Raw genomic sequence first — 22,125 nt, forward strand, 5'->3', positions numbered from 1 at the left:
ATTCATTTTATATAATTAATTGGAAATTAAAAAAATATAGTATCTTTGCACCCTCATTAATAACAGAGGTCGAGAACCTCACTAATTAATTATTTATGCCAGTAAAAATTAGATTACAAAGACACGGTAAAAAAGGAAAACCTTACTACTGGATTGTTGCAGCTGATGCACGATCAAAAAGAGATGGTAAATACCTAGAAAAATTAGGTACTTACAACCCTAACACAAATCCTGCTACTATTGAATTAGATGTAGACGGAGCTGTAACATGGCTACAGAATGGTGCACAACCAACTGATACTGCCAGAGCTATTTTATCTTACAAAGGCGCTTTACTTAAAAATCACCTTGCTGGTGGTGTAAGAAAAGGAGCTTTAACTGAAGAGCAAGCTGAAGCTAAATTCAACGCTTGGTTAGAAGAAAAAACTGGTAAGATTGATGCTAAAAAAGACGGATTATCTAAAGCTGAAGCAGATGCTAAAGCTAAAGCTCTTGAAGCTGAAAAAGCTGTAAACGAAGCTAGAATTGCTGCAAACGCACCAGTTGTAGAAGAAACAGCTACTGAAGATGCTCCTGAAACTGAAGTTGAAGCTTCAAACGAAGAAGAGTAAAAAAATATTTTTTATACTTTTGAACCCAGACATTTTTGTCTGGGTTTTTTTATGAGTTAGATTAAAAAACAACTCATAACCATGTTTACTTTCACTAAAAAATTATGCAAAAAAAAGACTGCTTCTATTTAGGTAAAATTGTAAAAAAATATAGTTTCAAAGGTGAACTCCTAATTAAGTTAGATACTGACGAGCCTGACTTATACGAAAACCTTGATGCTTTATTTATTGACTTACGAAACAATTTAGTTCCTTTCTTTTTAGAATCCTCTCAATTACATAAGTCTGATTTACTTCGTGTAAAATTTGAAGATGTAGATACTGAAGCAGATGCAGATGCGCTTATAAAAAGCGATATATATCTACCTTTAGAGTTTTTACCAAAACTTGAAGGCAATAAATTTTACTTTCATGAAATTATAGGGTTTACCGTTACAGATATAAATTATGGTGTTGTTGGTACTATTAAAGCTATAAATGATTCTACTGCGCAAGCACTTTTTGAAATAGATCGTGATGGTGTAGAAATACTAATACCTATGAATGATGAGTTTATAAATAATGTAGATCGTGCCAATAAAACTATTGTTGTTGAAACTCCCGAAGGTTTGATAGATTTATATCTAGATGAAAATTAACACACAATGAACAAGCCTTTTCATTTTAAACAATTCACAGTCCATCAAGACCGTTGCGCTATGAAAATTGGTACAGATGGCGTATTACTTGGTGCTTGGTCAAGTCTAGAACACCAACCTTTTTCTATACTAGACATTGGTGCAGGAACCGGCATTCTTTCTTTAATGCTAGCGCAACGTAGTCAAGCAGAAATAATAGATGCTATTGAGATTGACGATGAAGCTTACGAACAATGCGTTGACAACTTTGAACAATCACCTTGGGGAGACAGATTGTTTTGTTATCATGCATCACTTGATGAATTTACTGAAGAAATTGAAGACACTTATGATTTGATAATCTCAAACCCTCCTTTTTATTCAGAAAACTATAAAACAGATAACCAACAAAGAGATTTAGCAAGGTTTCAAGACGCCATGCCTTTTACCCATTTGTTAAACAGCGCCTCAAAATTACTTTCAGAAAACGGTGTTTTTTCGGTAGTCATCCCACATCAAGAAGAAAAACATTTTATAGAGCTCGCTTCAAAAGTTGCTTTATACCCAAACAAGATACTGCATGTAAAAGGGACTCCAGATTCAGAAATTAAACGCAGTCTCATAGATTTTTCTTTCAAAAAAAGCACCATAAACACTTCAGAGCTAATTATAGAAACGTCTCGACATAATTATACCGAAGATTATAAAAACCTTACCAAAGATTTCTACTTAAAAATGTAGTTTAAAATTGTACACTGAAAACGTTTTCGTTATTTTTGAGGAGCAATTAAAACTAAAAAACTGATGAAGCCAGATTTATTTGAAGCTCCAGACTATTACAATCTAGACGAATTACTTTCAGACGAACATAAACTAGTACGTGATGCTGCCCGAGAATGGGTAAAACGCGATGTATCACCAATTATTGAAGACTATGCTCAAAAAGCCGAATTTCCAGAACAAATCATTAATGGTTTAGCTGAAATTGGTGCTTTCGGACCTTATATTCCAGAAGAATATGGTGGTGCAGGATTAGATCAAATTTCTTACGGATTAATCATGCAAGAAATTGAGCGTGGAGATTCTGGTGTACGAAGCACTGCTTCTGTACAATCATCGTTAGTTATGTATCCTATTTGGAAATATGGTAACGAAGAACAACGACAAAAATATTTACCAAAGTTAGCTTCTGGTGAATGGATGGGCTGTTTTGGATTAACCGAGCCTGACCACGGATCAAACCCTGGTGGCATGGTTACTAATTTTAAAGATATGGGCGACCACTATCTTTTAAATGGTGCTAAAATGTGGATAAGTAATGCCCCATTTGCTCAAGTAGCTGTTGTTTGGGCTAAAAATGAAGAAGGACGAATTCACGGTCTTATTGTAGAGCGTGGCATGGAAGGTTTTTCTACTCCTGAAACACATAACAAATGGTCATTACGTGCTTCTGCAACAGGTGAACTTATCTTTGACAACGTGAAAGTACCTAAAGAGAATTTATTACCTAACAAATCAGGACTAGGCGCTCCACTTGGATGTTTAGACTCTGCGCGTTATGGTATTGCTTGGGGAGCTATTGGTGCCGCTATGGATTGTTATGACACAGCTTTAAGATACAGCAAAGAGCGTACGCAATTTGGTAAACCAATAGGACAATTTCAATTACAGCAAAAGAAATTAGCAGAAATGATTACCGAAATCACCAAAGCGCAACTTTTAACATGGCGTTTAGGTGTATTACGTAACGAAGGTAAAGCTACATCTGCTCAAATTTCTATGGCAAAACGTAACAATGTCGATATGGCTATTAATATTGCTAGAGAAGCTAGACAAATGCTAGGTGGCATGGGAATTACCGGAGAATACAGCATTATGCGTCATTCTATGAATTTAGAAAGTGTAATTACTTATGAAGGAACTCATGACATTCACTTATTAATTACAGGGTTAGATATTACTGGTTTAAATGCCTTTAAATAATATACCTTGACAAATAAAAAACTTACAAAAGCGAATCTAATTTAGGTTCGCTTTTTTTATTTACATTTACTTTATGTTTTCATCTAAAAAACGACTTGACAAAGCATATAAAGAAGCCAAAGTTATAGACTTTGACAATGCTAGTAAGTTTATTTTTTTTAGTGACTGTCATCGAGGCGACAATAGTTTTGCCGATGATTTTGCTAACAATAGAAACATTTACTTTCACGCTTTAAAGCATTACTATGCTGAAGGCTTCAGCTATTGCGAGCTTGGTGATGGCGACGAACTTTGGGAAAACCTTTCTTTTACACCTATTCTTGAAGCACATAAAAATGTATACAATCTTATGAAGTTGTTTTATCAACAAGACAGACTACATATGATTTGGGGCAATCATGATATGGTTTACAGAAACCCTAATTACGTAAAAAGAAACCTTTTTACATACTTTGATGCAAAAACAGGAAAAGAAGAATCTTTATTTCCTAATATTCAATACCATGAAGGCATTGTATTAAAACATTGTGAAACCGAACAACAATTGTTTTTAACTCACGGACACCAAGCAGATTGGTGGAATTATACATTCTGGAAGTGGAGCCGCTTTTTAGTTAGAGTTCTTTGGAAACCACTAAATGTAATGGGCATTGCAGACCCTACAAGTCCAGCAAAAAACTACAAAGAACTTATTAAGGTTGAAAAACGTACTAAAAAATGGATTATTGAGAACAACAATTTAATCACTATTACCGGTCATACGCATAGACCAAGATTTCCTGAACCTGGTGATATTGCATTTTTTAATGATGGTAGTTGTGTACATCCAAGAAGCATCACAGGACTTGAAATTGAAAACGGTGAAATATCCTTGATAAAATGGCAAGTTGCCACAAAAGAAGATGGCACACTTCAAATTGTACGTGTTCTGCTAGAAGGTCCTAAAAAGTTAATTGATTATAAAACGGAATAAAAAAACATTAGCTTTCTGGAGCTAGTTCTATTTTAAGTCCGTTCATTTCTGGAGCAATTTGAATTTGGCAACCTAAACGACTATTATCTTTCACATCAAAAGCTTCACTTAACATAGCTTCTTCATCATCTTGCATTTCAGGCAACTCATGATTTGAAAGCACATAGCATTGACATGAAGCGCACATAGCCATACCGCCACAAACACCTATAGTTCCTTCTGGAGCTAATTCGTAACTACGAACAACCTCCATAAGATTCATTGCCATATCTGTAGGTGCATCTATTTCATGAGAAACACCATCGCGGTCTATAATGGTTATTTTAATATCTTGACCTTCCATTAATCTATAGCTTTTACAACGGCTTTTGGTGCTTCTTTACGCGTACCATCAAAACCATCTACACCAGCTACGGTTGTATATTTAAGAACGTAGCGTTTTCCTGGATTTATAATTTGATAGGCTGCTTGACACATTAATGTTGCTTCATGAAATCCACAAAGTATTAGCTTTAATTTTCCTGGATAGGTATTACCATCTCCTATAGCAAAAATACCAGGTATGTTGGTTTGATAGTCTAATGCATTGTTAACTTTAATGGCATTTTTTTCAATTTCTAAACCCCAATTAGCTATAGGACCTAATTTTGGTGATAAACCAAAAAGAGGTACAAAGTGATCACATTCTATTTCAAATTCTTTTTCAATATGTTGTGCTTGTTTTACAACTACTGCATTAACTTTTTTATCACCAACAATACCGATAACTTCGGCCGGCGTAATTAAGTTAATTTTTCCTTGATTTTTTAATTCTTGAACCTTTTCTACAGAATCTAAATGTCCTCTAAACTCATTACGTCTATGAATTAAAGTTACCTCAGAGGCAACGTCACTTAAAAATATACTCCAGTCTAAAGCAGAATCGCCACCACCAGCGATAACTACTTTTTTATCTCTGTATAGTTCTGGTTCTTTAATCATATACTCAACACCTTTATCTTCAAAATCAGCAATGTTATGAATTACAGGTTTACGCGGTTCAAAACTACCTAGACCACTAGCTATTGCTACAACAGGTGCATGGTGTTTAGTTCCTTTGTTAGTGGTTACTATAAAGCTACCATCTTCTTGTTTCTCTATAGTATCAGCACGCTCTCCTAAAGTAAAACCTGGTTCAAACTGTTTGCATTGCTCAAGCAATTTTTCAGTTAAATCACCTGCTAATATTTCTGGGTAAGCAGGAATATCATAAATAGGTTTTTTAGGATAAAGTTCTGAACATTGCCCTCCTGGTTGTGGCAAGGCATCTATAAGGTGACATTTTAGTTTTAATAAGCCAGCTTCAAATACAGTAAATAATCCTGTAGGACCAGCACCTATAATAAGTATATCGGTTTTAATCATGAATAGATTTTTTCAGGAAACAAAAATAACATTGAGTGTTTATAGTAAATATGATTTATATCACTTTTTAGGCAACAACATTAATAACTTGCTCTATTTGCGGTACATATTTTTTGATAGTCATCTCAACTCCAGATTTTAGAGTCATTTGATTAACACTACAGTTTGTACAAGCACCTTCTAACTGCACTTTTACTAGTTTATCATCTTCTATAGATAATAATGAAATGTTACCGCCATCACTTTGTAAAAAGGGACGAATTTCTTCAAGTGCTTTTTCTACATTTATTCTTATTTGCTCACTAGTCATACGATTATTTTTTAACTGCTGAACAACCAGCCATTGTTGTTATTTTAATTGCTTCAGTTGGTGGTAAAGCATCATTACGTCTCACAACTTCCTGAACTACATTTTGAGTAATTCTCTCAAAAGATCTCTCTAGTGGTGTTGCTGTTTGTAAAGCTACTGGACGACCAATATCTCCTGCTTCTCGAATGCTTTGTACTAGAGGAATTTCTCCTAAAAACGGAACTTCTAAATCTTCTGAAAGGTTTTTTGCACCTTCTTTACCAAAGATATAATATTTATTATCTGGCAATTCTTCTGGTGTAAAATATGCCATATTTTCTATAATACCTAAAACTGGCACATTGATACTTTGTTGTTGAAACATAGCAACACCTTTTTTAGCATCGGCAAGTGCGACATTTTGCGGCGTACTCACTACAACAGCTCCTGTAATTGGTAATGCCTGCATAATGCTTAAATGAATGTCTCCTGTTCCCGGAGGTAAGTCTAATAATAAAAAGTCTAATTCACCCCAATCAGCATCAAAAATCATTTGGTTTAAAGCTTTTGAAGCCATTGGTCCACGCCAAATAACTGCTTGGTCTGGTTTGGTAAAAAATCCTATTGATAAAATTTTAACACCATAACTTTCTATAGGCTTCATTTTAGATTTTCCACCTACATTTACAGATAATGGACGTTCGTTTTCAACATCATACATTATAGGAATTGAAGGCCCATAAATATCAGCATCTAAAACACCAACTTTAAATCCCATTTTGGCTAATGTTGCTGCTAAATTTGCTGTTACTGTAGATTTACCAACACCGCCTTTACCGGATGCAACCGCAACTATATTTTGGATACCCGGTATAGGGTTTCCTTTAATTTCGTTTTTAGGTTTTGCTGGAGCTTCAACTTTTATATTGACTTTTATTTTTGCTTTTTCATACACTTTATCGTGTATGACTTTCATAATTTCTACTTCGGTTTTCTTTTTAGCTTGTAGACTTGGGTTATTTATAGTAACATCAACTATAACTTCGTCGCCAAAAGTAACCACATTTGTTACTGCGCCACTCTCTACCATATTTTGTCCTTCACCAGGCGCAGAAATGGTTTCAAGGGCTTTAAGTATATCTTGTTTAACTAACTTCACTTTCAATAATTTAGATTTATTCTAAAATGCAAATATAACTAATAAAGCTTGAAGAGTGAAGCCTCTTGAAGTAAGTTTTTTTATAGTAGTATTGTTTAGCTCTATGGCTTGAATTAAAGCTCTTTTGAAGGCTCCCAAAACACGGTATTAAAATCCTGAATTTGGTTATCTTTTACTTTAACACCTTCGCTTTCTAGTAACTGCTGCATAAGGTTTGTTCCTTCAAAATGATGTTTTCCTGTAAGCAAACCTTTTCTGTTTACAACACGATGAGCAGGCACATCTTTACCTACAGATCCGTTCATGGCATAACCTACCATTCTAGCACTTTTTGCGGCTCCTAAATATTTTGCTATTGCACCATAACTGGTTACACGTCCGTAAGGAATTTGTTTAGCTACTTGATAAACCTTTTCAAAAAAATTAAGAGTCTCTGGTTTCATTACATTTCTTTAATGATATTGATTAATGTAATAAGCGCCACGATTCCTGTTATACTGCCTATCAGATAATTCATGTTTTTTTGAGAGGTCATTTTTTTTCCTTTAATCTTTTCAAAAAAGAAAATATAGATATAGAATATTGCAAAAGAACCCATTGCTGCTCCTGTTATATAAGCTGCGACACTTGTTTTATCAAAATTAAGCCAACCAAAGGACGCCAATGTAATAGCCATATAAGCTTGAAATGGAATAGGAAACACATTAATGCTAGATAAAAACATGCCTTGAAAAAAACGGCTTGTTTTACTTTTAGCATCAATATCTTCATCTGGTTTGTCGTTACTTTTAGCTATAAACAAAAAGTATATGGTTACTAGCACAAAAATGACAAATGCAACACGCTGTAATATATCAATAACGTCAGGATGCTTGTGTAAATACCTAGCAAAAACTGTTGCTATAAGTGTTTGACAGAATACAATAATGCAGGCTCCTATTGAAAAAACAATACCTCTAACATGGCCTTCTTTTAAGCTAATTTTTGCAGCAGTTATATTTAACAACCCTGGTGGAAGCACTGCAAAAAAAGCGCATATAAATCCTAAAAAAAATACGATTGTTAAATTCAAAAGTCCTTGATTTTAAATCTAATATACGTAATTGGTTTGTTTTTTTCTAAATATTGGTTTTCATAAAATGTTTGAATACCTGTTACTTCTTCAGGGCTTCCTTCTTGTCTATATACATCATGATTTGCATATAATACTTCGTGACCTTCGCCATGTAACAACCCTAAAGTGTATCCGTGCATAAACTCACTATCTGTTTTTAAATTTACAACACCATCTGGTTTCAATATGGTTTTGTAACGCTTTAAAAACGCAGTATTTGTCATTCTATGCTTGGTTCGTTTGTATTTTATTTGCGGATCTGGAAATGTAATCCATATTTCATCAATCTCATTTTTTGCAAAAGCGTATTCTACTAACTCTATTTGAGTTCTTAAAAATGCTGCATTTGGTAAGTTTTCTTCTATCGCTGTTTTAGCGCCTCTCCAAAAACGCGCCCCTTTTATATCAATTCCTATAAAGTTTTTATTAGGATATCTTTTTGCAAGCCCAACTGTATATTCTCCTTTACCACAGCCAAGCTCTAAAATTAATGGGTTATCGTTTTTAAAAAATGTTTTATTCCATTGTCCTTTCATCTTGTATTCGCCATCTACAAGATCTGGTCTTGACGGTTGAAATACGTTTGCAAAGGTTTCGTTTTCTCTAAATCTTCTTAATTTATTCTTACTTCCCACGGATTGATTTAATGTTTAATATAAGATTCGGTAAAATTACGGAAATATATGAGAGTTTATATATGCTTATCTTTGTTTTTAAATCTTATTGAAACACTTATAATTAATGAAAAGGCGAATTTTAGTAGCTCCTTTAAACTGGGGTTTAGGGCACGCAACGCGTTGTATTCCTATAATACACGCCTTGATTACAAACAACTTTGAGCCTATAATTGCTAGTGATGGTGCTGCGCTGAATTTATTAAAAAAGGAATTTCCTGATTTACAACATCTAGAGCTACCATCTTACAACATTACGTATTCTAAAAAAGGTGCTTACTTTAAATTAAAGCTACTTAAAAATTCACCTAAAATGCTAACCACATTAAAGGCTGAAAAAAAGGCTGTAAAAAAAATCATTGAAGATTATAGCATCTCTGGTATTATTTCAGACAACCGTTTTGGTGTTTCTAGCAAGCACATCCCTTCTGTTTTTATAACTCATCAATTACAGGTTTTAAGTGGTAACACAACATGGTTTAGCTCTAAAATGCATCAAAAAATCATAAAAAAGTTTGATGAATGCTGGGTTCCTGATAATATAGGAGAACCTAATTTAAGCGGAAAACTGGGACATATTGATATTCCTAAACTCAAGGTTAAACATATAGGACCATTAAGTAGGCTACAAAAAACACAAAACAGTAAAATGACTTACAGTGCTATGGTATTGTTATCTGGTCCTGAACCGCAACGAACATTGCTAGAAGAAAAACTACTTAAATCTTTTAAAACTTATAAAGGCTCTGTTTTATTTGTAAGAGGTGTTATTGAAGGTGAGCCTTTATCAAAAACACAAGATCACATTACTATATACAATTATATGACGAGTCAAATGCTTGAAGAAGCTATTAACTCAAGTGCTTTTATAATATCACGATCAGGATATACAACGGTAATGGACTTAGCACAATTAGGCAAAAAAGCTTTTTTTATACCTACTCCGGGACAATTTGAACAAGAATATTTAGCTGAAAGATTAACTAAAACAGGCTTGGTTCCTAGTTGCAAACAATCTGAATTTAGTATTGACAAATTAAAAGAGATAGATAATTACAAAGGGTTATCTGACTTTGATTATGAGATAAATTATAAAAAATTATTCAAGCTTTTCAAGACTGAATGAGAACTCACTTCCTACACCTAATTCACTTTCTATATAAATGCGCTCATCGTGTGCTTCTATAATATGCTTGACGATAGATAAGCCTAAACCAGAACCGCCTTCTTTTCTTGAGCCACTTTTATCAACTCTGAAAAACCGTTCAAAAATTCTAGATAAATGTTCTTGAGCAATACCTTCTCCATTGTCTGTTACTCTAACTATAACTTTGTTTTTTATTAAGTTTTCTATACTTACTTCTGTAGTTCCTTTTTCTCTACCGTATTTGATTGAGTTCACTATCAGATTGGTAAGCACTTGTTGTATGCGTTCTTTATCTGCATGAACTATAATAGGGTTAGGATAATCCATATCAAAAGTTAGTGTAATCTTTTTCTTGGCCGCTTTCATTTCTAGTAATTCAAAAACACCAGTAACCAACTCAACAATATCAAAAGATTCTATGTTTAAACTTAAATCACCAACTTCTAACTTGGTAATCATATCTAAATCTTTTACAATGTAAATGAGGCGTTCTACACCTTTATTTGCCCTATTAAGGTATTTGGTTCTTATTTTTTTATCCTCAATAGCTCCATCAATTAAGGTTAACAAATACCCTTGTACGGTAAACAATGGTGTTTTAAGTTCATGAGAAACATTTCCAATAAACTCTTTACGGTATTCCTCTCGCACCTTAAGCGTTTCAATTTCTAGCTTTTTATCTTTTGCATACCTATCAATTTCTCTTGTAAGCCTAGCCATATCTGTAGTAATAGGCTGTTTTGTAAGTGAGGTAGACTCAAGCAATGTAAGATCGTCATATATTTTTTTTACTCGTCTGTATATAAAACGCTCTACACGATATTGTATTATTAAAAAGCATACTATGTATGATATAGCTGCAAATGCTAGTAGAAGAAGATAATTCAATGAATCTTCTATGTATAAAAAAACACTCAAAAGGAGTGTTTGTATGATTGTGATAAAAAGCGAAGTCCTTATCGCAAACTTATATGTTTTTTTTAATTTTTGCATTAGTCTACAAACTTATAGCCTACACCTTTTACAGTTTTAAAAGATTTATCTCCAATTTTTTCTCGTAGTTTTCTAATGTGTACATCTATAGTTCTTCCTCCTACAACTACTTCGTTACCCCAAACTTTGTCTAGAATCTCTTCTCTTTTAAAAACTTTTCCTGGCTTAGATGCTAGCAAAGATAATAATTCAAACTCTTTTCTAGGCAATACAATTTCTTTGTCTTTAAGGGTGATTTTATATTCGTCTCTATCTATTACTAAGTGCCCTATTTTCACTTTAGATTCAGCTGCCTCTTCATCTTTAAGACGTCTTAATAATGCTTTTACTTTACTAACCAAAACTTTAGGTTTAATAGGCTTTGTGATATAATCATCTGCACCAGCATCAAAACCTGCTACTTGAGAGTAGTCTTCTCCACGCGCTGTTAAAAAAGTAATAATGGTGTCTTTTAAATCTGGAATTTTACGTATTTGCTCACAAGCTTCAATACCGTCCATTTCAGGCATCATTACATCAAGAATGATGAGTTGTGGTTTTTCTTTTTTTGCTTTCTTTACAGCTTCAACACCGTTTTCAGCCGTTGATACTTGATAACCTTCTGCAGATAGGTTATAACCTACTATTTCTAAAATATCTGGCTCGTCATCTACTAAAAGTATTTTTATATCCTTTTTTTTCATGTGTCTTTGTATTTTATTTCAATAATCACATGTAACATCTAAAAAAAAACAAAAGCGCTTATAACAAGTAGATGTTGCATTTATATGTTATTTTAGTGAGTAAAGATAAAATTAATAAAGATGTCTTATTACAAATATAAGATTAATAACAATAACGTAACGTATAACTTACACTGACATAAAATTACCTTTACCTTCTATTAGGTTTAACTTTTTTTTGGTATAAATTTTGAATACATATTAGTATCTTTAATATATATCTTTATTATATGGCACATAAAATTACACTTTATCTATGTTTTATATTTAGCATGTTGATTGCTGAAAGTGTTTTTAGCCAATCTTTGTATGAAAACAATACTCCTGTTGAAAACATTGAAGGCTTATCTATATACCCAAACCCTGTAAGTAATGGCAAAGTATATATTATAACAAAAGGAAATTTCAACAAGGAAGTAGAGATTTATAATGTTTTAGGAAAACGTATTTTAAAAAAAACTCTTACTTCTAAAGAATTAAATATCGCTCAATTAAAAGCAGGTGTGTATATTATTAAAGTTACTGAAAAGAATATAGCCGCTACCAGAAAACTTATTATAAAGTAACATTAACATTATCTTATTGTAAAAAAGCGACTTAAACACTTCACGCATTGGCATAAGTTCTAAAATCTCTGTATATTTGTTATTCAAATTTTTATATAAGATATTATGAAGAAACTTTACTTTTTATTATTTACAGTATTAATATCGACTATCTCTTTTGGACAAGTTGTTATTAATGAAATTGATGCTGACACACCAGGCACTGACATGGCGGAGTTTATCGAATTAAAAGGAACACCTAACGCTTCTTTAGACGGGTTAGTTGTTGTACTATTTAACGGTAGTAATGACACTAGTTATGCCGCATTTGATTTAGATGGGATGTCATTAGATTCAAATGGTTTTTTTATTTTAGGAAACACAGGTCTTTCTCCTGATGTTGATTTAGGTGCTAGTAATTCTTTACAAAACGGAGCTGATGCTGTTGCAGTATATACTGCTAATGACTCTGATTTCCCTAATGGTACTGGAGTAACTAGTGTAGGATTAGTTGATGCTATTGTTTATGGCACTTCTGATGCTGACGACACTGAATTACTATCAGGATTAGGAGAAACAGTACAATATGACGAGAGCTTAAATAGTGCTAATGACACTGAATCATTACAACTAAACGCAGCAGGTACAGCTTACGAAACTAAAGCTCCTACTTATAGATTAGAAAACAATGCTGCTGTATGCGAATTAAGTCTAACAACAACTACTGCAATTTGTGATGACTTTACTGTAAACACAGACACTTATACAGCTACAGTAGATTTTTCTGGTGGAGGAACAAGTTCTTATACTGTAACTGCTAGCTCTGGAACAGTAGACTTAACAAACGGAGACCCATCAACAGATGCGTCAGGTACTATAACTGTAACAGGCGTAACAGAAGGTGTTAATGTTGTAATTACTGTAATTAACGGAACATTATGTAATCTAGACTCAACGATTACTGCTCCTGTTTGCGAGCCAGCAATTACACTACCTCATTACGAAGGTTTTAATTATACTGTTGGAGCTGATTTAGGCGACCAACCAAATTGGTCTAACTTTAGTGGTTCTGATAATCCTATTGATGTTATTTCTGGAAATTTAAACTACCCTAATTTAGAAAACCCAACAGGAAACTCTATTCACTTAGAAGGTGGTTTTATTGATTCTGAACTTGTATTTGAACCTGCAACTTCTGGTGAAGTATTTGCTTCTTTTATAATAAATGTCCGTGACTTATCAAATATTACAGATTTAACAGATGGTGGTTACTTTGCTGTTCTTGGTAATTTTGATGCAAGGTTATGGGTTCATCCTGATACAGATCCTGTAGGCACAACTTATGATATTGCCATTACAAATAGCGGATCTGCTTCAAGCTTCTCTACACAAAAATTCAATATCAATGAAAATGTATTTATTGTAATGAGTTACAATATTTCTACTGGAGGAATAAGCGCTTGGGTTAATCCTGATAGTAATGATCTTGGTGGCACTGCTCCAACAGCATTACTTACTGATACTGATTCTTCACCTTCATCATTAATTGATAAATTTGTTTTGAGACAAGATTCAACAGGAGAAACACCGTCAATAGATTTTGATGAATTACGCATTGGAACTTCATGGGCTGACGTTACTCCTAATCTATTATCAACAAGCCTTTTTGAAGCTAACAATTTTAATATTTACCCTAACCCTGTAACAAATGGAATTGTAAATATCTCAAGTAATTCTAACGAAGCAATAAAAGTTGCTGTATATGATATTCTAGGAAAACAAGTGCTAAATAACACATTAACAAATAACACATTAAATGTTTCATCTTTAAATTCTGGTGTTTACATTTTAAGATTATCTCAAAACAACAACACAACCAGTAAAAAACTTATTATCAAGTAATTACAAGTTTAACATTATTAAATCATTAAAAGCCAACTATTAAGTTGGCTTTTTTTGTTTATGCCACTACTTTTGCCTCAAATAAATCACAAATTTTAATTATGAAAAACATTTACGCACTATTACTATTTTTTTTAATTTCTACATACTCTTTCTGTCAGACAGAAATTTACAGTCAAGATTTTGAAACATTAAATGATGGCTATACAGCTTCAACTACTGAAGGCTCTTCTGATATAGATGTATTTAACAGAGTAAATCCTAATTTAGGAGGTAATTCATCATATATATGGGCCGTTGAAGACACAAATGCTGCACCCGCTACTATTACACTAGATCAAATTGATGTTACTGGTTATTCTGATTTCACATTCAACATTGATATGATAGCCCACCACTTTAAAGATTGGGATGACGATGACACCTTTTCTATTACTTATTCTTTAGATGGCGGATCTAGCCAAAATCTACTTTGGGTAAGAAATGCCGGAGGAACGTACAATGAAGCAGCTTCTTTAGACACTGATTTTGATGGTATTGGAGATTGCGGAACAGGTGTTTTACCTGCATTAGTAACAGGAACAAGTGGATGTACTGTGACAGAAAATACATTTGCTACATTTTCATCTGCTGTTATAACTTTAAATGGAAACTCTACATTAGATATTGTTCTTTCTTTTGAAGGGTTTACATCTACTGATGAAGGTATTTATTTAGATAACATTTCTGTTACAGCAAACTCTTCTTCTTGTACTGCTTCACTTACAACCAACACAGCTACATGTGATGCTATTAATATTGGAGTAGATACATACACTGCTACTTTTGATTTTTTAAATGGAAGTGAAACAGATGCTTTCACGGTTACAGCTTCTACAGGAACAGCTAGTGTAAGCACAATTTCTACTGATGGTACAATTACTGTTACAGGTATCAACGAAGGGACTGACGTTACTTTAACTTTAACCAATGAAAACTGTACTCTTTCACAGAGCTTTACTTCTCCAAGCTGCGAACCTACACAAACAACATGTTTTGACTTAAGCAACGGAACTGAAAAATTTGAAATATTCACTAACACAGAAAACACTAACGGCGATATTTGGACATTAAGCAGTGGCGTTTATAACATGAACGGATACTGTGGTGGTGGATGCGCTGAACCTGTAAACTCTTGGTTACTTTTTGGTCCACTTGACATGAGCGGTGTAACAGACCTTACATTAAAGTTTGATGCACAAGAAAATTATGGAGATACGCCACTAGCAGTAAACTACACGGCAAACTATTCTGGTTGCCCTGATGATACAACGTGGTCACTTTTACAAACAATCACAGAAAGCGATGAAGGACTTGTAGAAGTTGATTTATCAAGCTTATCTGGAACAGATGTATTTATTAGTATTCAATATTTAGATGATGGCGCTGATGGTTATTCTGACTGGAATTTATCTAATGTAGAGTTAGTTACTTACAGCAACTGCCCTGTATTAGGAACTAGACCGACATCTAGCTGCGAATCTTTATCAACTGTTAATGTAACTACAAATGTGTTTTCTGTATTTCCTAATCCAACAAACACAGGATTTGTAAACATCACTAGTCCTTCAAACGAAAAAATTAATGTAACAGTATTTGATATGTTAGGCAAACAAGTATTAACAAATACGATTACAAACAACACACTTAATGTATCAACATTACATGCTGGTATATACATAGTAAACATTAATCAAAACGGACAAACAGCTACAAAAAAACTAGTAGTTAAATAATCTTCTTTTAGATACAATTTTAAAAAGCGTTACCACTGGTAGCGCTTTTTATTTTTATATACTTTTGTACTTATGATAAACACCTGTGATATTTTTAATATAAAAACTCAAAAAGAGTTTGAAACTATGGCGCTTTCTGTTTTTAAACATCAATTTGAAAACAATGCAACATACAGATCATTTTGTGATTTATTATACATACACCCAAGTGATATAAAAGACATAAAAGAAATACCTTTTTTACCTATTCAGTTTTTTAAAACACACGCTATTATTTCATCTCAAAAAGCCATAGAAAAAACCTTTACTAGCTCTGGCACAACAGGAAGTGTTACTAGCAAACACCATGTGACTAATCTTGACGTATATGAGAATAGTTTTAAAAAAGCTTTTGAGGTTTTTTATGGTGACATTTCTGAATACACCGTTTTGGCATTATTACCATCTTATTTAGAAAGAGAAGGTTCTTCTTTAATTTATATGGTAGATGACTTAATAAAATCTTCAAAAGCGCCTGAAAGCGGATTTTATCTTGACAATTTATCAGAACTAAAAGAAACACTAATCACACTTGATAATAGTGGTAAAAAGGTATTATTAATAGGTGTTTCGTTTGCCTTATTAGACTTAATAGCAAGTTATTCTTTTAACCTAAAAAACACTATTGTTATGGAAACTGGCGGTATGAAAGGCAGAAGAAAAGAAATGATTAGACAAGAACTTCATACTGAATTAAAAAAAGGTTTTGGCGTTGATGCTATTCATAGTGAATATGGTATGACCGAATTATTAAGTCAGGCTTACTCACATGGTCATGGTATTTTTAAATGCCCTAACTGGATGAAAATACTTACACGCGATACCGAAGATGCCTTAACCATACAAGACACTAATAAAACAGGCGGAATAAACGTAATAGATCTTGCCAATATAAACTCTTGTTCTTTTATAGCGACTCAAGATTTAGGTCGCGTACATGATGATAACTCCTTTGAAATTATAGGAAGATTTGATAATTCTGATATTAGAGGATGTAATTTAATGGTTCTGTAAGGAAACAAATATTATTACGACTAATGTAACAGCTAAGAAAAAGAAAGATTTTTTAGTTGGTTGGTTAATTGTAAACGCCTGATAAAATTTATCAGGCGTTTTTTTATGAAACTACAATAATGTAAGTGTTTTTCTTTCCTTTATTAACTATAATATACTTGTCGTTTATTAAATCATCTACTGTTAACAGGTAGTCTTCTTTTACTTTTTCTTTATTGACTGATACAGAATTTTCTTTTAAAGCACGACGTGCTTCTCCGTTAGAGTTTAAAAAGTTTGTTTTTGCCGAAAGCGCTGCAATCATATCAATTCCAGACTCAATGTCTTCTCTTTTTACAGTTGCTTGAGGTACGCCTTCAAAAACATCTAAAAACGTATTCTCATCTAGTGTTTTAATGTCTGTTTTAAAAGATTTACTAAATAAAATATTTGATGCTTTTTCAGCTGTTTCAAAGTCTTCTTTGCTATGTACAAATGTTGTTACTTCTTCTGCTAGCTTTTTTTGCAATGCTCTAAAACCAGGGTTTTCTTTATGCGTTTTTATTAGCTCATCAATAGTTTCTTTATCTAAAAACGTAAATATTTTAATATACTTTTCAGCATCTTCATCACTAGTATTTAACCAAAACTGGTAAAACTTATACACCGAAGTTTTATCAGCATTTAACCAAATATTTCCACCTTCAGATTTTCCGAATTTAGATCCGTCAGCTTTAGTAATTAATGGGCAAGTCATAGCATAGGCTTTTGCTTCTTCACCAACATTCATACGTCTTACAAGCTCTGTACCCGTTGTTATATTTCCCCATTGATCACTTCCTCCCATTTGTAATAAGCAATTATATTCTTTGTACAAATGGTAAAAATCATACCCTTGAATTAACTGGTAAGTAAATTCTGTAAATGACATTCCTATGCTACCTTCTTCTCCTGAAAAACGCTTTTTTACAGAGTCTTTAGCCATCATATAATTTACGGTAATACGCTTACCTACATCACGAGCAAAATCTATAAAACTGAAATTTTTCATCCAGTCGTAGTTGTTTACTAATACTGGAGCATTTTTTGCAGTAGAATCAAAATCTAAAAATCTTGACAACACATTTTTAATTCCAGCTACATTACGATTTAAGGTAGCTTCGTCTAGCAAATTACGTTCGTCACTTTTTCCTGAAGGATCTCCTATCATTCCAGTTGCTCCACCAACTAATGCAATAGGTTTATGTCCTGCTTTTTCTAAATGTACTAACAGTATTATAGGCACTAAACTACCAATATGTAATGCATCTGATGTTGGATCAAAACCAATATAAGCGGTTGTCATTTCTTTACTCAATTGGTCTTCTGTTCCAGGCATGATATCATGCACCATTCCTCGCCATCGTAATTCTTCTACTAAATTGTTTGCCATAATTTCTAAATCATATTTAATGGTAACAAAGATAAAAATCAATGTATAAAACCTAAACGTTTATGAATAATTCTTTACTTTAGTTTTATGATTTTAGTTACAGGAGGCACAGGTTTAGTTGGATCGCATTTATTATATCAACTTGTTAATAATAATGAGCAGGTAAAAGCTATTTATAGAAATAAAAAGAAACTAGAAATTGTAAAAAAGGTATTTTCTTATTATTCTGAAAACAGCGAGATTTTATTCAATAAAATCACTTGGATTCAGGCTGATTTACTTGATATTCCTGCTCTATCTGAAGCTTTTATTGACATTAGTCATGTATACCATTGTGCGGCTTTTGTAAGTTTTGAACCTAATAAATATCATTTATTACGTAAAACAAATATTGATGGAACAGCAAACATAGTAAACTTATGCATTGCGAGTAATGTAGAAAAATTATGCTATGTAAGTTCTGTAGCAACTCTTGGGAAAGCTAGTTTAGGAAAAACAATAGATGAAAACACTTATTGGAATCCTGAAGCTGACAACAGTGTTTATGGAATAACCAAATACGGTGCAGAAATTGAGGTTTGGCGAGGCACTCAAGAAGGCTTAAATGCTGTGATTGTAAACCCAGGTGTAATTATAGGTGGTGGCATTTGGAATCATGGTAGCGGTTTTATTTTTAAAAAAGTATATAAAGGCCTTTCTTATTATACAAAAGGACATGTGGGTTATGTTGGTGTTTCTGATGTTGTTTCTATAATGACAAAACTTATGAAAAGTGACATTATTAATGAACGCTTTATTTTGGTATCAGAAAACCTATCCTATAAAACTTTTTTATCACTGGTAGCAAAACATCTTAACGTACAACCTCCTACAAAAAAGGCAAGTGACTTTTTGTTACAAATAGGTTGGCGATTAGATTGGTTATATAGTAAAATAACAAGAAAACGCCGAAGCTTGAGCAAGCAATTAGCGCATACACTTACATCAAAAAGTATTTACACTAATGCAAAAATAGCAGATGCTTTAAACTATAATTTTTCTGCTATTGAAGATGAAATTTTAAAAGTTGCCAAACAGTTTCACAAATAAAATTACAGTATTTTAGCTGGCTTCTTCTTTTTATTTTTGTGTTTAGCTAGCTTTAATGAGTCTCCTAGTTTTTTTCCTTTTATAGAATCCTCTTCAACCTTTTTCATTAACTCTTCATTTTCTAATTTTTGATAAATTTCTTTTAGAATATTCAAGCTATCACTCACCTGATTTAATATTTCTGAATAAACTTCAGAGTTGTAAGCGTAATACTGATTGCTTAAAGCAAATTGCAAGCTATCTATATGATGTTTTTTGTAAATAAATGCTTTTGGTGATACTAGACTATTTTCTAATGTTTTTTTATTAACGCCTTTTGCTGAAGATATTAAAGACAAGTCTATCAACACATTTACCATTTCTTGTTTAGAAAGAAGGTTATCAGGTTTATCGGGCTTATCTATTCCTTTACATGCACTTATTAGTACAAGTATTACAAAAAGTCGTATTACATTTTTCATAGTTTACCTATTAAACGTTAGTCTTTTGGCTGCTTTTACACCATTAAACTTAAAATGCTCATAAACCAACTGACCATTTAAAATTGTGTGTGTAACTCTAGACTTAAAAGTTGAACCCTCAAAAGGAGACCATTTACATTTGTATAAAATGTTCTCTTTTTTTACCGTCCATGGATTGTTTAAATCTACAATAACCAAATCAGCAAAATATCCTTCTTTTACATAACCTCTTTTTTCTACCTGAAATAAAATAGCTGGGTTATGACACATTTTTTCAACCAGTTTAGGCAAAGATATTTTGTCATTATGATATGCTTCTAGCATAGCTACTAATGCATGCTGAACCAATGGTCCTCCAGAAGGCGCTTTTGTATAAACATTTTGTTTTTCTTCTAGTGTATGTGGTGCATGGTCTGTTGCTATAACATCTATTCTGTCATCTAGTAACGCTTTCCATAAATCATCACGATCTTTAGTGGTCTTTACTGCTGGATTCCATTTAATTAAAGTTCCTTTAGTATCATAGTCTTCATTAGAAAACCATAAATGATGAACACAAACCTCGGCTGTGATTTTCTTATCTTTTAAAGGCACTTTATTTGAAAACAAATTTGTTTCCTTTCCTGTTGATAAATGAAAAACATGTAGCCTTGCTCCTGTTTTCTTTGCTAATTCTATAGCGCGTGATGATGATAAATAACATGCTTGCTCACTACGAATATTTGGGTGAAATTTTACTGGAATGTCATCGCCATATTCAGCCTTATAAATTTCTAAATTATTCTTTATAGTGGCTTCATCTTCACAATGTACTGATATAACCATATCGGTACTTGAAAAAATATTTTCAATAACTTCTGGGTCATCTACAAGCATGTTTCCTGTTGAAGATCCTAAAAACAACTTTAAGCCAGCAACTTCTTTTGTGTTTACCTTTTTTATTTCTTCAAGGTTATCATTGGTTCCTCCAAACATAAAAGAATAATTCGCATATGATGACTGTGAAGCGATGTCAAATTTATCATTTAGCGCATCAATGGTTGTTGTTTGAGGGCTTGTATTGGGCATTTCTATAAACGAAGTAATTCCTCCTGCGATGGCAGCTTTAGACTCGGTTTCTATATTTGCTTTATGTGTTAAACCTGGCTCTCTAAAATGCACTTGATCATCAATAACACCAGGTAGCACGTAGTTACCTTCTGCATCTATTACTTTTACATCGGCTGATTTTGCACTTATAGAGCTTGCTATTTCTTTTATATAATTGCCCTCTATAAGAATATCTCCTTCTGTAACTTTGCCTTCATTAACAATTTTAGCATTTTTTATAAGAACTGTTTTCTCTGCCATAATCATCTTTTAAATAAACTTTTTATTTTCATGTTTATCACTCCAAATATTGCTTCTGAAATGATGCCACCACTCATTTTTGATTTTCCTTTTGCTCTATCTGTAAAAATTACAGGAACCTCAACAATATTAAACTTTTTTAAATACGCTTTAAATTTCATTTCAATCTGAAAAGCGTAACCAACAAATTTGATATTATTTAAATCTATTGTTTCTAAAACATCGCGTTTATAACATACAAAACCTGCTGTTGTGTCATGTATTTTCATACCAGTTACAAAACGTACATATTTTGACGCAAAATATGATAAAAGTATCCTGCTCATTGGCCAATTTACTACATTGACACCTTTTACATATCTAGAGCCTATTGCCACGTCTGCTTGATTATTATGACAAGCATTATAGAGTTTTATTAAGTCGTTTGGGTTATGTGAAAAATCAGCATCCATTTCAAAAACATACTCATAATTCTCTTTCAAGCTCCATTTAAAACCAGCAATATACGCGGTTCCCAAACCTGTTTTTTCCTGCCTTTGTAACAAAAATAACTTGTCTTTGTAAACGTCTTGAAGTTCTATAACTTTTTTTGCAGTACCATCTGGCGAATTATCATCTACCACAAGAATATGAAACATATCGCTACATGAAAATACAGCATGAATTATTGCCTCTATATTCTCTATTTCGTTATAGGTAGGAATTATGACAATGGCGTCCTTCATCTAACTTTTAAAATTACTTCTTAATGGCTACAAATGCAACAGATGTGAAACATTTTAATTTCAGCAAATGTACATCATTTAAAATTGACTTTTTTTTAAATATTCCTTAAAAAAAGACAAGCTGTAAT

Annotated in this window: 24 protein-coding genes; 11 read left to right on the forward strand and 13 right to left on the reverse strand. The window is 32.8% G+C overall.

The genetic code is table 11. The annotated features are described in order from the left end of the window. The first annotated feature begins 95 nt into the window (after positions 1-95). The 5 genes from ABD690_RS01590 to ABD690_RS01610 all read left to right on the forward strand — a co-directional run bounded on the left by ABD690_RS01590 (position 96) and on the right by ABD690_RS01610 (position 4,184). Entirely contained in the window at positions 96-611 is a 516-nt protein-coding gene (locus ABD690_RS01590; protein ID WP_344726355.1) for a 30S ribosomal protein S16, read from the forward strand. A 104-nt stretch (positions 612-715) separates the two neighbouring features. Beyond that, entirely contained in the window at positions 716-1,249 is a 534-nt protein-coding gene (gene rimM, locus ABD690_RS01595; RefSeq protein WP_344726357.1) for a ribosome maturation factor RimM, read from the forward strand. Positions 1,250-1,255: 6 nt separating this feature from the next. Then, positions 1,256-1,969, forward strand: coding sequence for a tRNA1(Val) (adenine(37)-N6)-methyltransferase (locus ABD690_RS01600; RefSeq protein WP_344726359.1), 714 nt, complete (start codon positions 1,256-1,258; stop codon positions 1,967-1,969). Between the two features lie 63 nt (positions 1,970-2,032). Continuing rightward, entirely contained in the window at positions 2,033-3,211 is a 1,179-nt protein-coding gene (locus ABD690_RS01605; RefSeq protein ID WP_344726361.1) for an acyl-CoA dehydrogenase family protein, read from the forward strand. Positions 3,212-3,284: 73 nt separating this feature from the next. Next, positions 3,285-4,184, forward strand: a complete 900-nt coding sequence (locus tag ABD690_RS01610) for a metallophosphoesterase (RefSeq protein ID WP_344726363.1) — start codon at positions 3,285-3,287, stop codon at positions 4,182-4,184. 7 nt (positions 4,185-4,191) lie between these two features. Here the strand turns inward: ABD690_RS01610 and ABD690_RS01615 are convergent, their stop codons facing one another. The 7 genes from ABD690_RS01615 to trmB all read right to left on the reverse strand — a co-directional run bounded on the left by ABD690_RS01615 (position 4,192) and on the right by trmB (position 8,785). Then, positions 4,192-4,527, reverse strand: coding sequence for a 2Fe-2S iron-sulfur cluster-binding family protein (locus ABD690_RS01615; RefSeq protein ID WP_344726365.1), 336 nt, complete (start codon positions 4,525-4,527; stop codon positions 4,192-4,194). Continuing rightward, positions 4,527-5,588 (reverse strand): NAD(P)/FAD-dependent oxidoreductase, encoded by a 1,062-nt coding sequence (locus ABD690_RS01620; RefSeq protein WP_344726367.1) that lies wholly within the window; start codon positions 5,586-5,588, stop codon positions 4,527-4,529. The genes ABD690_RS01615 and ABD690_RS01620 overlap by 1 nt, the downstream gene beginning before the upstream one ends. A gap of 67 nt (positions 5,589-5,655) precedes the next feature. Continuing rightward, positions 5,656-5,898, reverse strand: a complete 243-nt coding sequence (locus tag ABD690_RS01625) for a NifU family protein (protein WP_344726369.1) — start codon at positions 5,896-5,898, stop codon at positions 5,656-5,658. A 4-nt stretch (positions 5,899-5,902) separates the two neighbouring features. Continuing rightward, positions 5,903-7,036: an Mrp/NBP35 family ATP-binding protein gene (locus ABD690_RS01630; RefSeq protein WP_344726371.1), complete on the reverse strand. Its 1,134-nt coding sequence runs from the start codon at positions 7,034-7,036 to the stop codon at positions 5,903-5,905. A gap of 113 nt (positions 7,037-7,149) precedes the next feature. After that, positions 7,150-7,479, reverse strand: a complete 330-nt coding sequence (locus tag ABD690_RS01635; protein WP_344726373.1) for an MGMT family protein — start codon at positions 7,477-7,479, stop codon at positions 7,150-7,152. Beyond that, positions 7,479-8,108, reverse strand: coding sequence for a LysE family transporter (locus ABD690_RS01640; protein WP_344726375.1), 630 nt, complete (start codon positions 8,106-8,108; stop codon positions 7,479-7,481). The genes ABD690_RS01635 and ABD690_RS01640 overlap by 1 nt, the downstream gene beginning before the upstream one ends. Beyond that, positions 8,105-8,785: a tRNA (guanosine(46)-N7)-methyltransferase TrmB gene (trmB, locus tag ABD690_RS01645; RefSeq protein ID WP_344726377.1), complete on the reverse strand. Its 681-nt coding sequence runs from the start codon at positions 8,783-8,785 to the stop codon at positions 8,105-8,107. The genes ABD690_RS01640 and trmB overlap by 4 nt, the downstream gene beginning before the upstream one ends. A gap of 106 nt (positions 8,786-8,891) precedes the next feature. Between trmB and ABD690_RS01650 the strand changes: the two genes are divergently transcribed. Further along, on the forward strand, positions 8,892-9,950 hold the full coding sequence (locus ABD690_RS01650) for a glycosyltransferase (RefSeq protein WP_344726379.1): 1,059 nt from the start codon (positions 8,892-8,894) through the stop codon (positions 9,948-9,950). Here ABD690_RS01650 and ABD690_RS01655 read toward each other — a convergent pair. Next, positions 9,924-10,964, reverse strand: coding sequence for a sensor histidine kinase (locus tag ABD690_RS01655; RefSeq protein ID WP_344726382.1), 1,041 nt, complete (start codon positions 10,962-10,964; stop codon positions 9,924-9,926). The genes ABD690_RS01650 and ABD690_RS01655 overlap by 27 nt on opposite strands. Further along, positions 10,964-11,647 (reverse strand): response regulator transcription factor, encoded by a 684-nt coding sequence (locus tag ABD690_RS01660; RefSeq protein WP_344726384.1) that lies wholly within the window; start codon positions 11,645-11,647, stop codon positions 10,964-10,966. Before ABD690_RS01660 ends, ABD690_RS01655 begins: the two co-directional genes overlap by 1 nt. Positions 11,648-11,916: 269 nt before the next feature. Here ABD690_RS01660 and ABD690_RS01665 point away from each other — a divergent pair, with 269 nt between their 5' ends. The 4 genes from ABD690_RS01665 (at position 11,917) to ABD690_RS01680 (ending at position 16,961) form a co-directional block, all read left to right on the forward strand. Continuing rightward, a complete protein-coding gene (locus tag ABD690_RS01665) occupies positions 11,917-12,252 on the forward strand; it encodes a T9SS type A sorting domain-containing protein (RefSeq protein ID WP_344726386.1) in 336 nt (111 codons plus the stop codon). Positions 12,253-12,357: 105 nt separating this feature from the next. Beyond that, the gene (locus ABD690_RS01670; RefSeq protein WP_344726388.1) at positions 12,358-14,133 is read left to right on the forward strand and encodes a T9SS type A sorting domain-containing protein; all 1,776 of its coding nucleotides are present in this window, start codon (positions 12,358-12,360) and stop codon (positions 14,131-14,133) included. 101 nt (positions 14,134-14,234) lie between these two features. Then, on the forward strand, positions 14,235-15,908 hold the full coding sequence (locus tag ABD690_RS01675) for a T9SS type A sorting domain-containing protein (RefSeq protein ID WP_344726390.1): 1,674 nt from the start codon (positions 14,235-14,237) through the stop codon (positions 15,906-15,908). A 72-nt stretch (positions 15,909-15,980) separates the two neighbouring features. Beyond that, complete coding sequence (locus ABD690_RS01680; protein WP_344726392.1) at positions 15,981-16,961, forward strand: LuxE/PaaK family acyltransferase; 981 nt, start codon at positions 15,981-15,983, stop codon at positions 16,959-16,961. A 103-nt stretch (positions 16,962-17,064) separates the two neighbouring features. Here the strand turns inward: ABD690_RS01680 and tyrS are convergent, their stop codons facing one another. Further along, positions 17,065-18,372 (reverse strand): tyrosine--tRNA ligase, encoded by a 1,308-nt coding sequence (gene tyrS, locus ABD690_RS01685; protein WP_344726394.1) that lies wholly within the window; start codon positions 18,370-18,372, stop codon positions 17,065-17,067. Between the two features lie 87 nt (positions 18,373-18,459). Here tyrS and ABD690_RS01690 point away from each other — a divergent pair, with 87 nt between their 5' ends. Further along, positions 18,460-19,461 (forward strand): NAD-dependent epimerase/dehydratase family protein, encoded by a 1,002-nt coding sequence (locus ABD690_RS01690; RefSeq protein ID WP_344726396.1) that lies wholly within the window; start codon positions 18,460-18,462, stop codon positions 19,459-19,461. 2 nt (positions 19,462-19,463) lie between these two features. On the opposite strand, the gene ABD690_RS01695 is transcribed toward ABD690_RS01690, so the two are convergent. Genes ABD690_RS01695 through ABD690_RS01705 form a run of 3 tightly spaced genes read right to left on the reverse strand, consistent with a single transcriptional unit; the run spans position 19,464 to position 21,997 of the window. Then, the gene (locus ABD690_RS01695; protein ID WP_344726397.1) at positions 19,464-19,922 is read right to left on the reverse strand and encodes a DUF4296 domain-containing protein; all 459 of its coding nucleotides are present in this window, start codon (positions 19,920-19,922) and stop codon (positions 19,464-19,466) included. Between the two features lie 3 nt (positions 19,923-19,925). After that, positions 19,926-21,272 (reverse strand): dihydroorotase, encoded by a 1,347-nt coding sequence (locus ABD690_RS01700; RefSeq protein WP_344726398.1) that lies wholly within the window; start codon positions 21,270-21,272, stop codon positions 19,926-19,928. A gap of 2 nt (positions 21,273-21,274) precedes the next feature. Then, a complete protein-coding gene (locus ABD690_RS01705) occupies positions 21,275-21,997 on the reverse strand; it encodes a polyprenol monophosphomannose synthase (RefSeq protein WP_344726400.1) in 723 nt (240 codons plus the stop codon). Positions 21,998-22,125 lie beyond the last annotated feature (128 nt).

The organism is Corallibacter vietnamensis (assembly GCF_039537875.1).
Classification (GTDB): domain Bacteria; phylum Bacteroidota; class Bacteroidia; order Flavobacteriales; family Flavobacteriaceae; genus Corallibacter; species Corallibacter vietnamensis.

Bases quoted from the DNA above. Each gene is read 5' to 3' on its own strand.
- ABD690_RS01590 (WP_344726355.1), top strand. From the start codon at position 96: ATGCCAGTAAAAATTAGATTACAAAGACACGGTAAAAAAGGAAAACCT.
- rimM (WP_344726357.1), top strand. From the start codon at position 716: ATGCAAAAAAAAGACTGCTTCTATTTAGGTAAAATTGTAAAAAAATAT.
- ABD690_RS01600 (WP_344726359.1), top strand. From the start codon at position 1,256: ATGAACAAGCCTTTTCATTTTAAACAATTCACAGTCCATCAAGACCGT.
- ABD690_RS01605 (WP_344726361.1), top strand. From the start codon at position 2,033: ATGAAGCCAGATTTATTTGAAGCTCCAGACTATTACAATCTAGACGAA.
- ABD690_RS01610 (WP_344726363.1), top strand. From the start codon at position 3,285: ATGTTTTCATCTAAAAAACGACTTGACAAAGCATATAAAGAAGCCAAA.
- ABD690_RS01615 (WP_344726365.1), bottom strand. From the start codon at position 4,527: ATGGAAGGTCAAGATATTAAAATAACCATTATAGACCGCGATGGTGTT.
- ABD690_RS01620 (WP_344726367.1), bottom strand. From the start codon at position 5,588: ATGATTAAAACCGATATACTTATTATAGGTGCTGGTCCTACAGGATTA.
- ABD690_RS01625 (WP_344726369.1), bottom strand. From the start codon at position 5,898: ATGACTAGTGAGCAAATAAGAATAAATGTAGAAAAAGCACTTGAAGAA.
- ABD690_RS01635 (WP_344726373.1), bottom strand. From the start codon at position 7,479: ATGAAACCAGAGACTCTTAATTTTTTTGAAAAGGTTTATCAAGTAGCT.
- ABD690_RS01650 (WP_344726379.1), top strand. From the start codon at position 8,892: ATGAAAAGGCGAATTTTAGTAGCTCCTTTAAACTGGGGTTTAGGGCAC.
- ABD690_RS01655 (WP_344726382.1), bottom strand. From the start codon at position 10,964: ATGCAAAAATTAAAAAAAACATATAAGTTTGCGATAAGGACTTCGCTT.
- ABD690_RS01660 (WP_344726384.1), bottom strand. From the start codon at position 11,647: ATGAAAAAAAAGGATATAAAAATACTTTTAGTAGATGACGAGCCAGAT.
- ABD690_RS01665 (WP_344726386.1), top strand. From the start codon at position 11,917: ATGGCACATAAAATTACACTTTATCTATGTTTTATATTTAGCATGTTG.
- ABD690_RS01670 (WP_344726388.1), top strand. From the start codon at position 12,358: ATGAAGAAACTTTACTTTTTATTATTTACAGTATTAATATCGACTATC.
- ABD690_RS01675 (WP_344726390.1), top strand. From the start codon at position 14,235: ATGAAAAACATTTACGCACTATTACTATTTTTTTTAATTTCTACATAC.
- ABD690_RS01680 (WP_344726392.1), top strand. From the start codon at position 15,981: ATGATAAACACCTGTGATATTTTTAATATAAAAACTCAAAAAGAGTTT.
- tyrS (WP_344726394.1), bottom strand. From the start codon at position 18,372: ATGGCAAACAATTTAGTAGAAGAATTACGATGGCGAGGAATGGTGCAT.
- ABD690_RS01690 (WP_344726396.1), top strand. From the start codon at position 18,460: ATGATTTTAGTTACAGGAGGCACAGGTTTAGTTGGATCGCATTTATTA.
- ABD690_RS01695 (WP_344726397.1), bottom strand. From the start codon at position 19,922: ATGAAAAATGTAATACGACTTTTTGTAATACTTGTACTAATAAGTGCA.
- ABD690_RS01700 (WP_344726398.1), bottom strand. From the start codon at position 21,272: ATGGCAGAGAAAACAGTTCTTATAAAAAATGCTAAAATTGTTAATGAA.
- ABD690_RS01705 (WP_344726400.1), bottom strand. From the start codon at position 21,997: ATGAAGGACGCCATTGTCATAATTCCTACCTATAACGAAATAGAGAAT.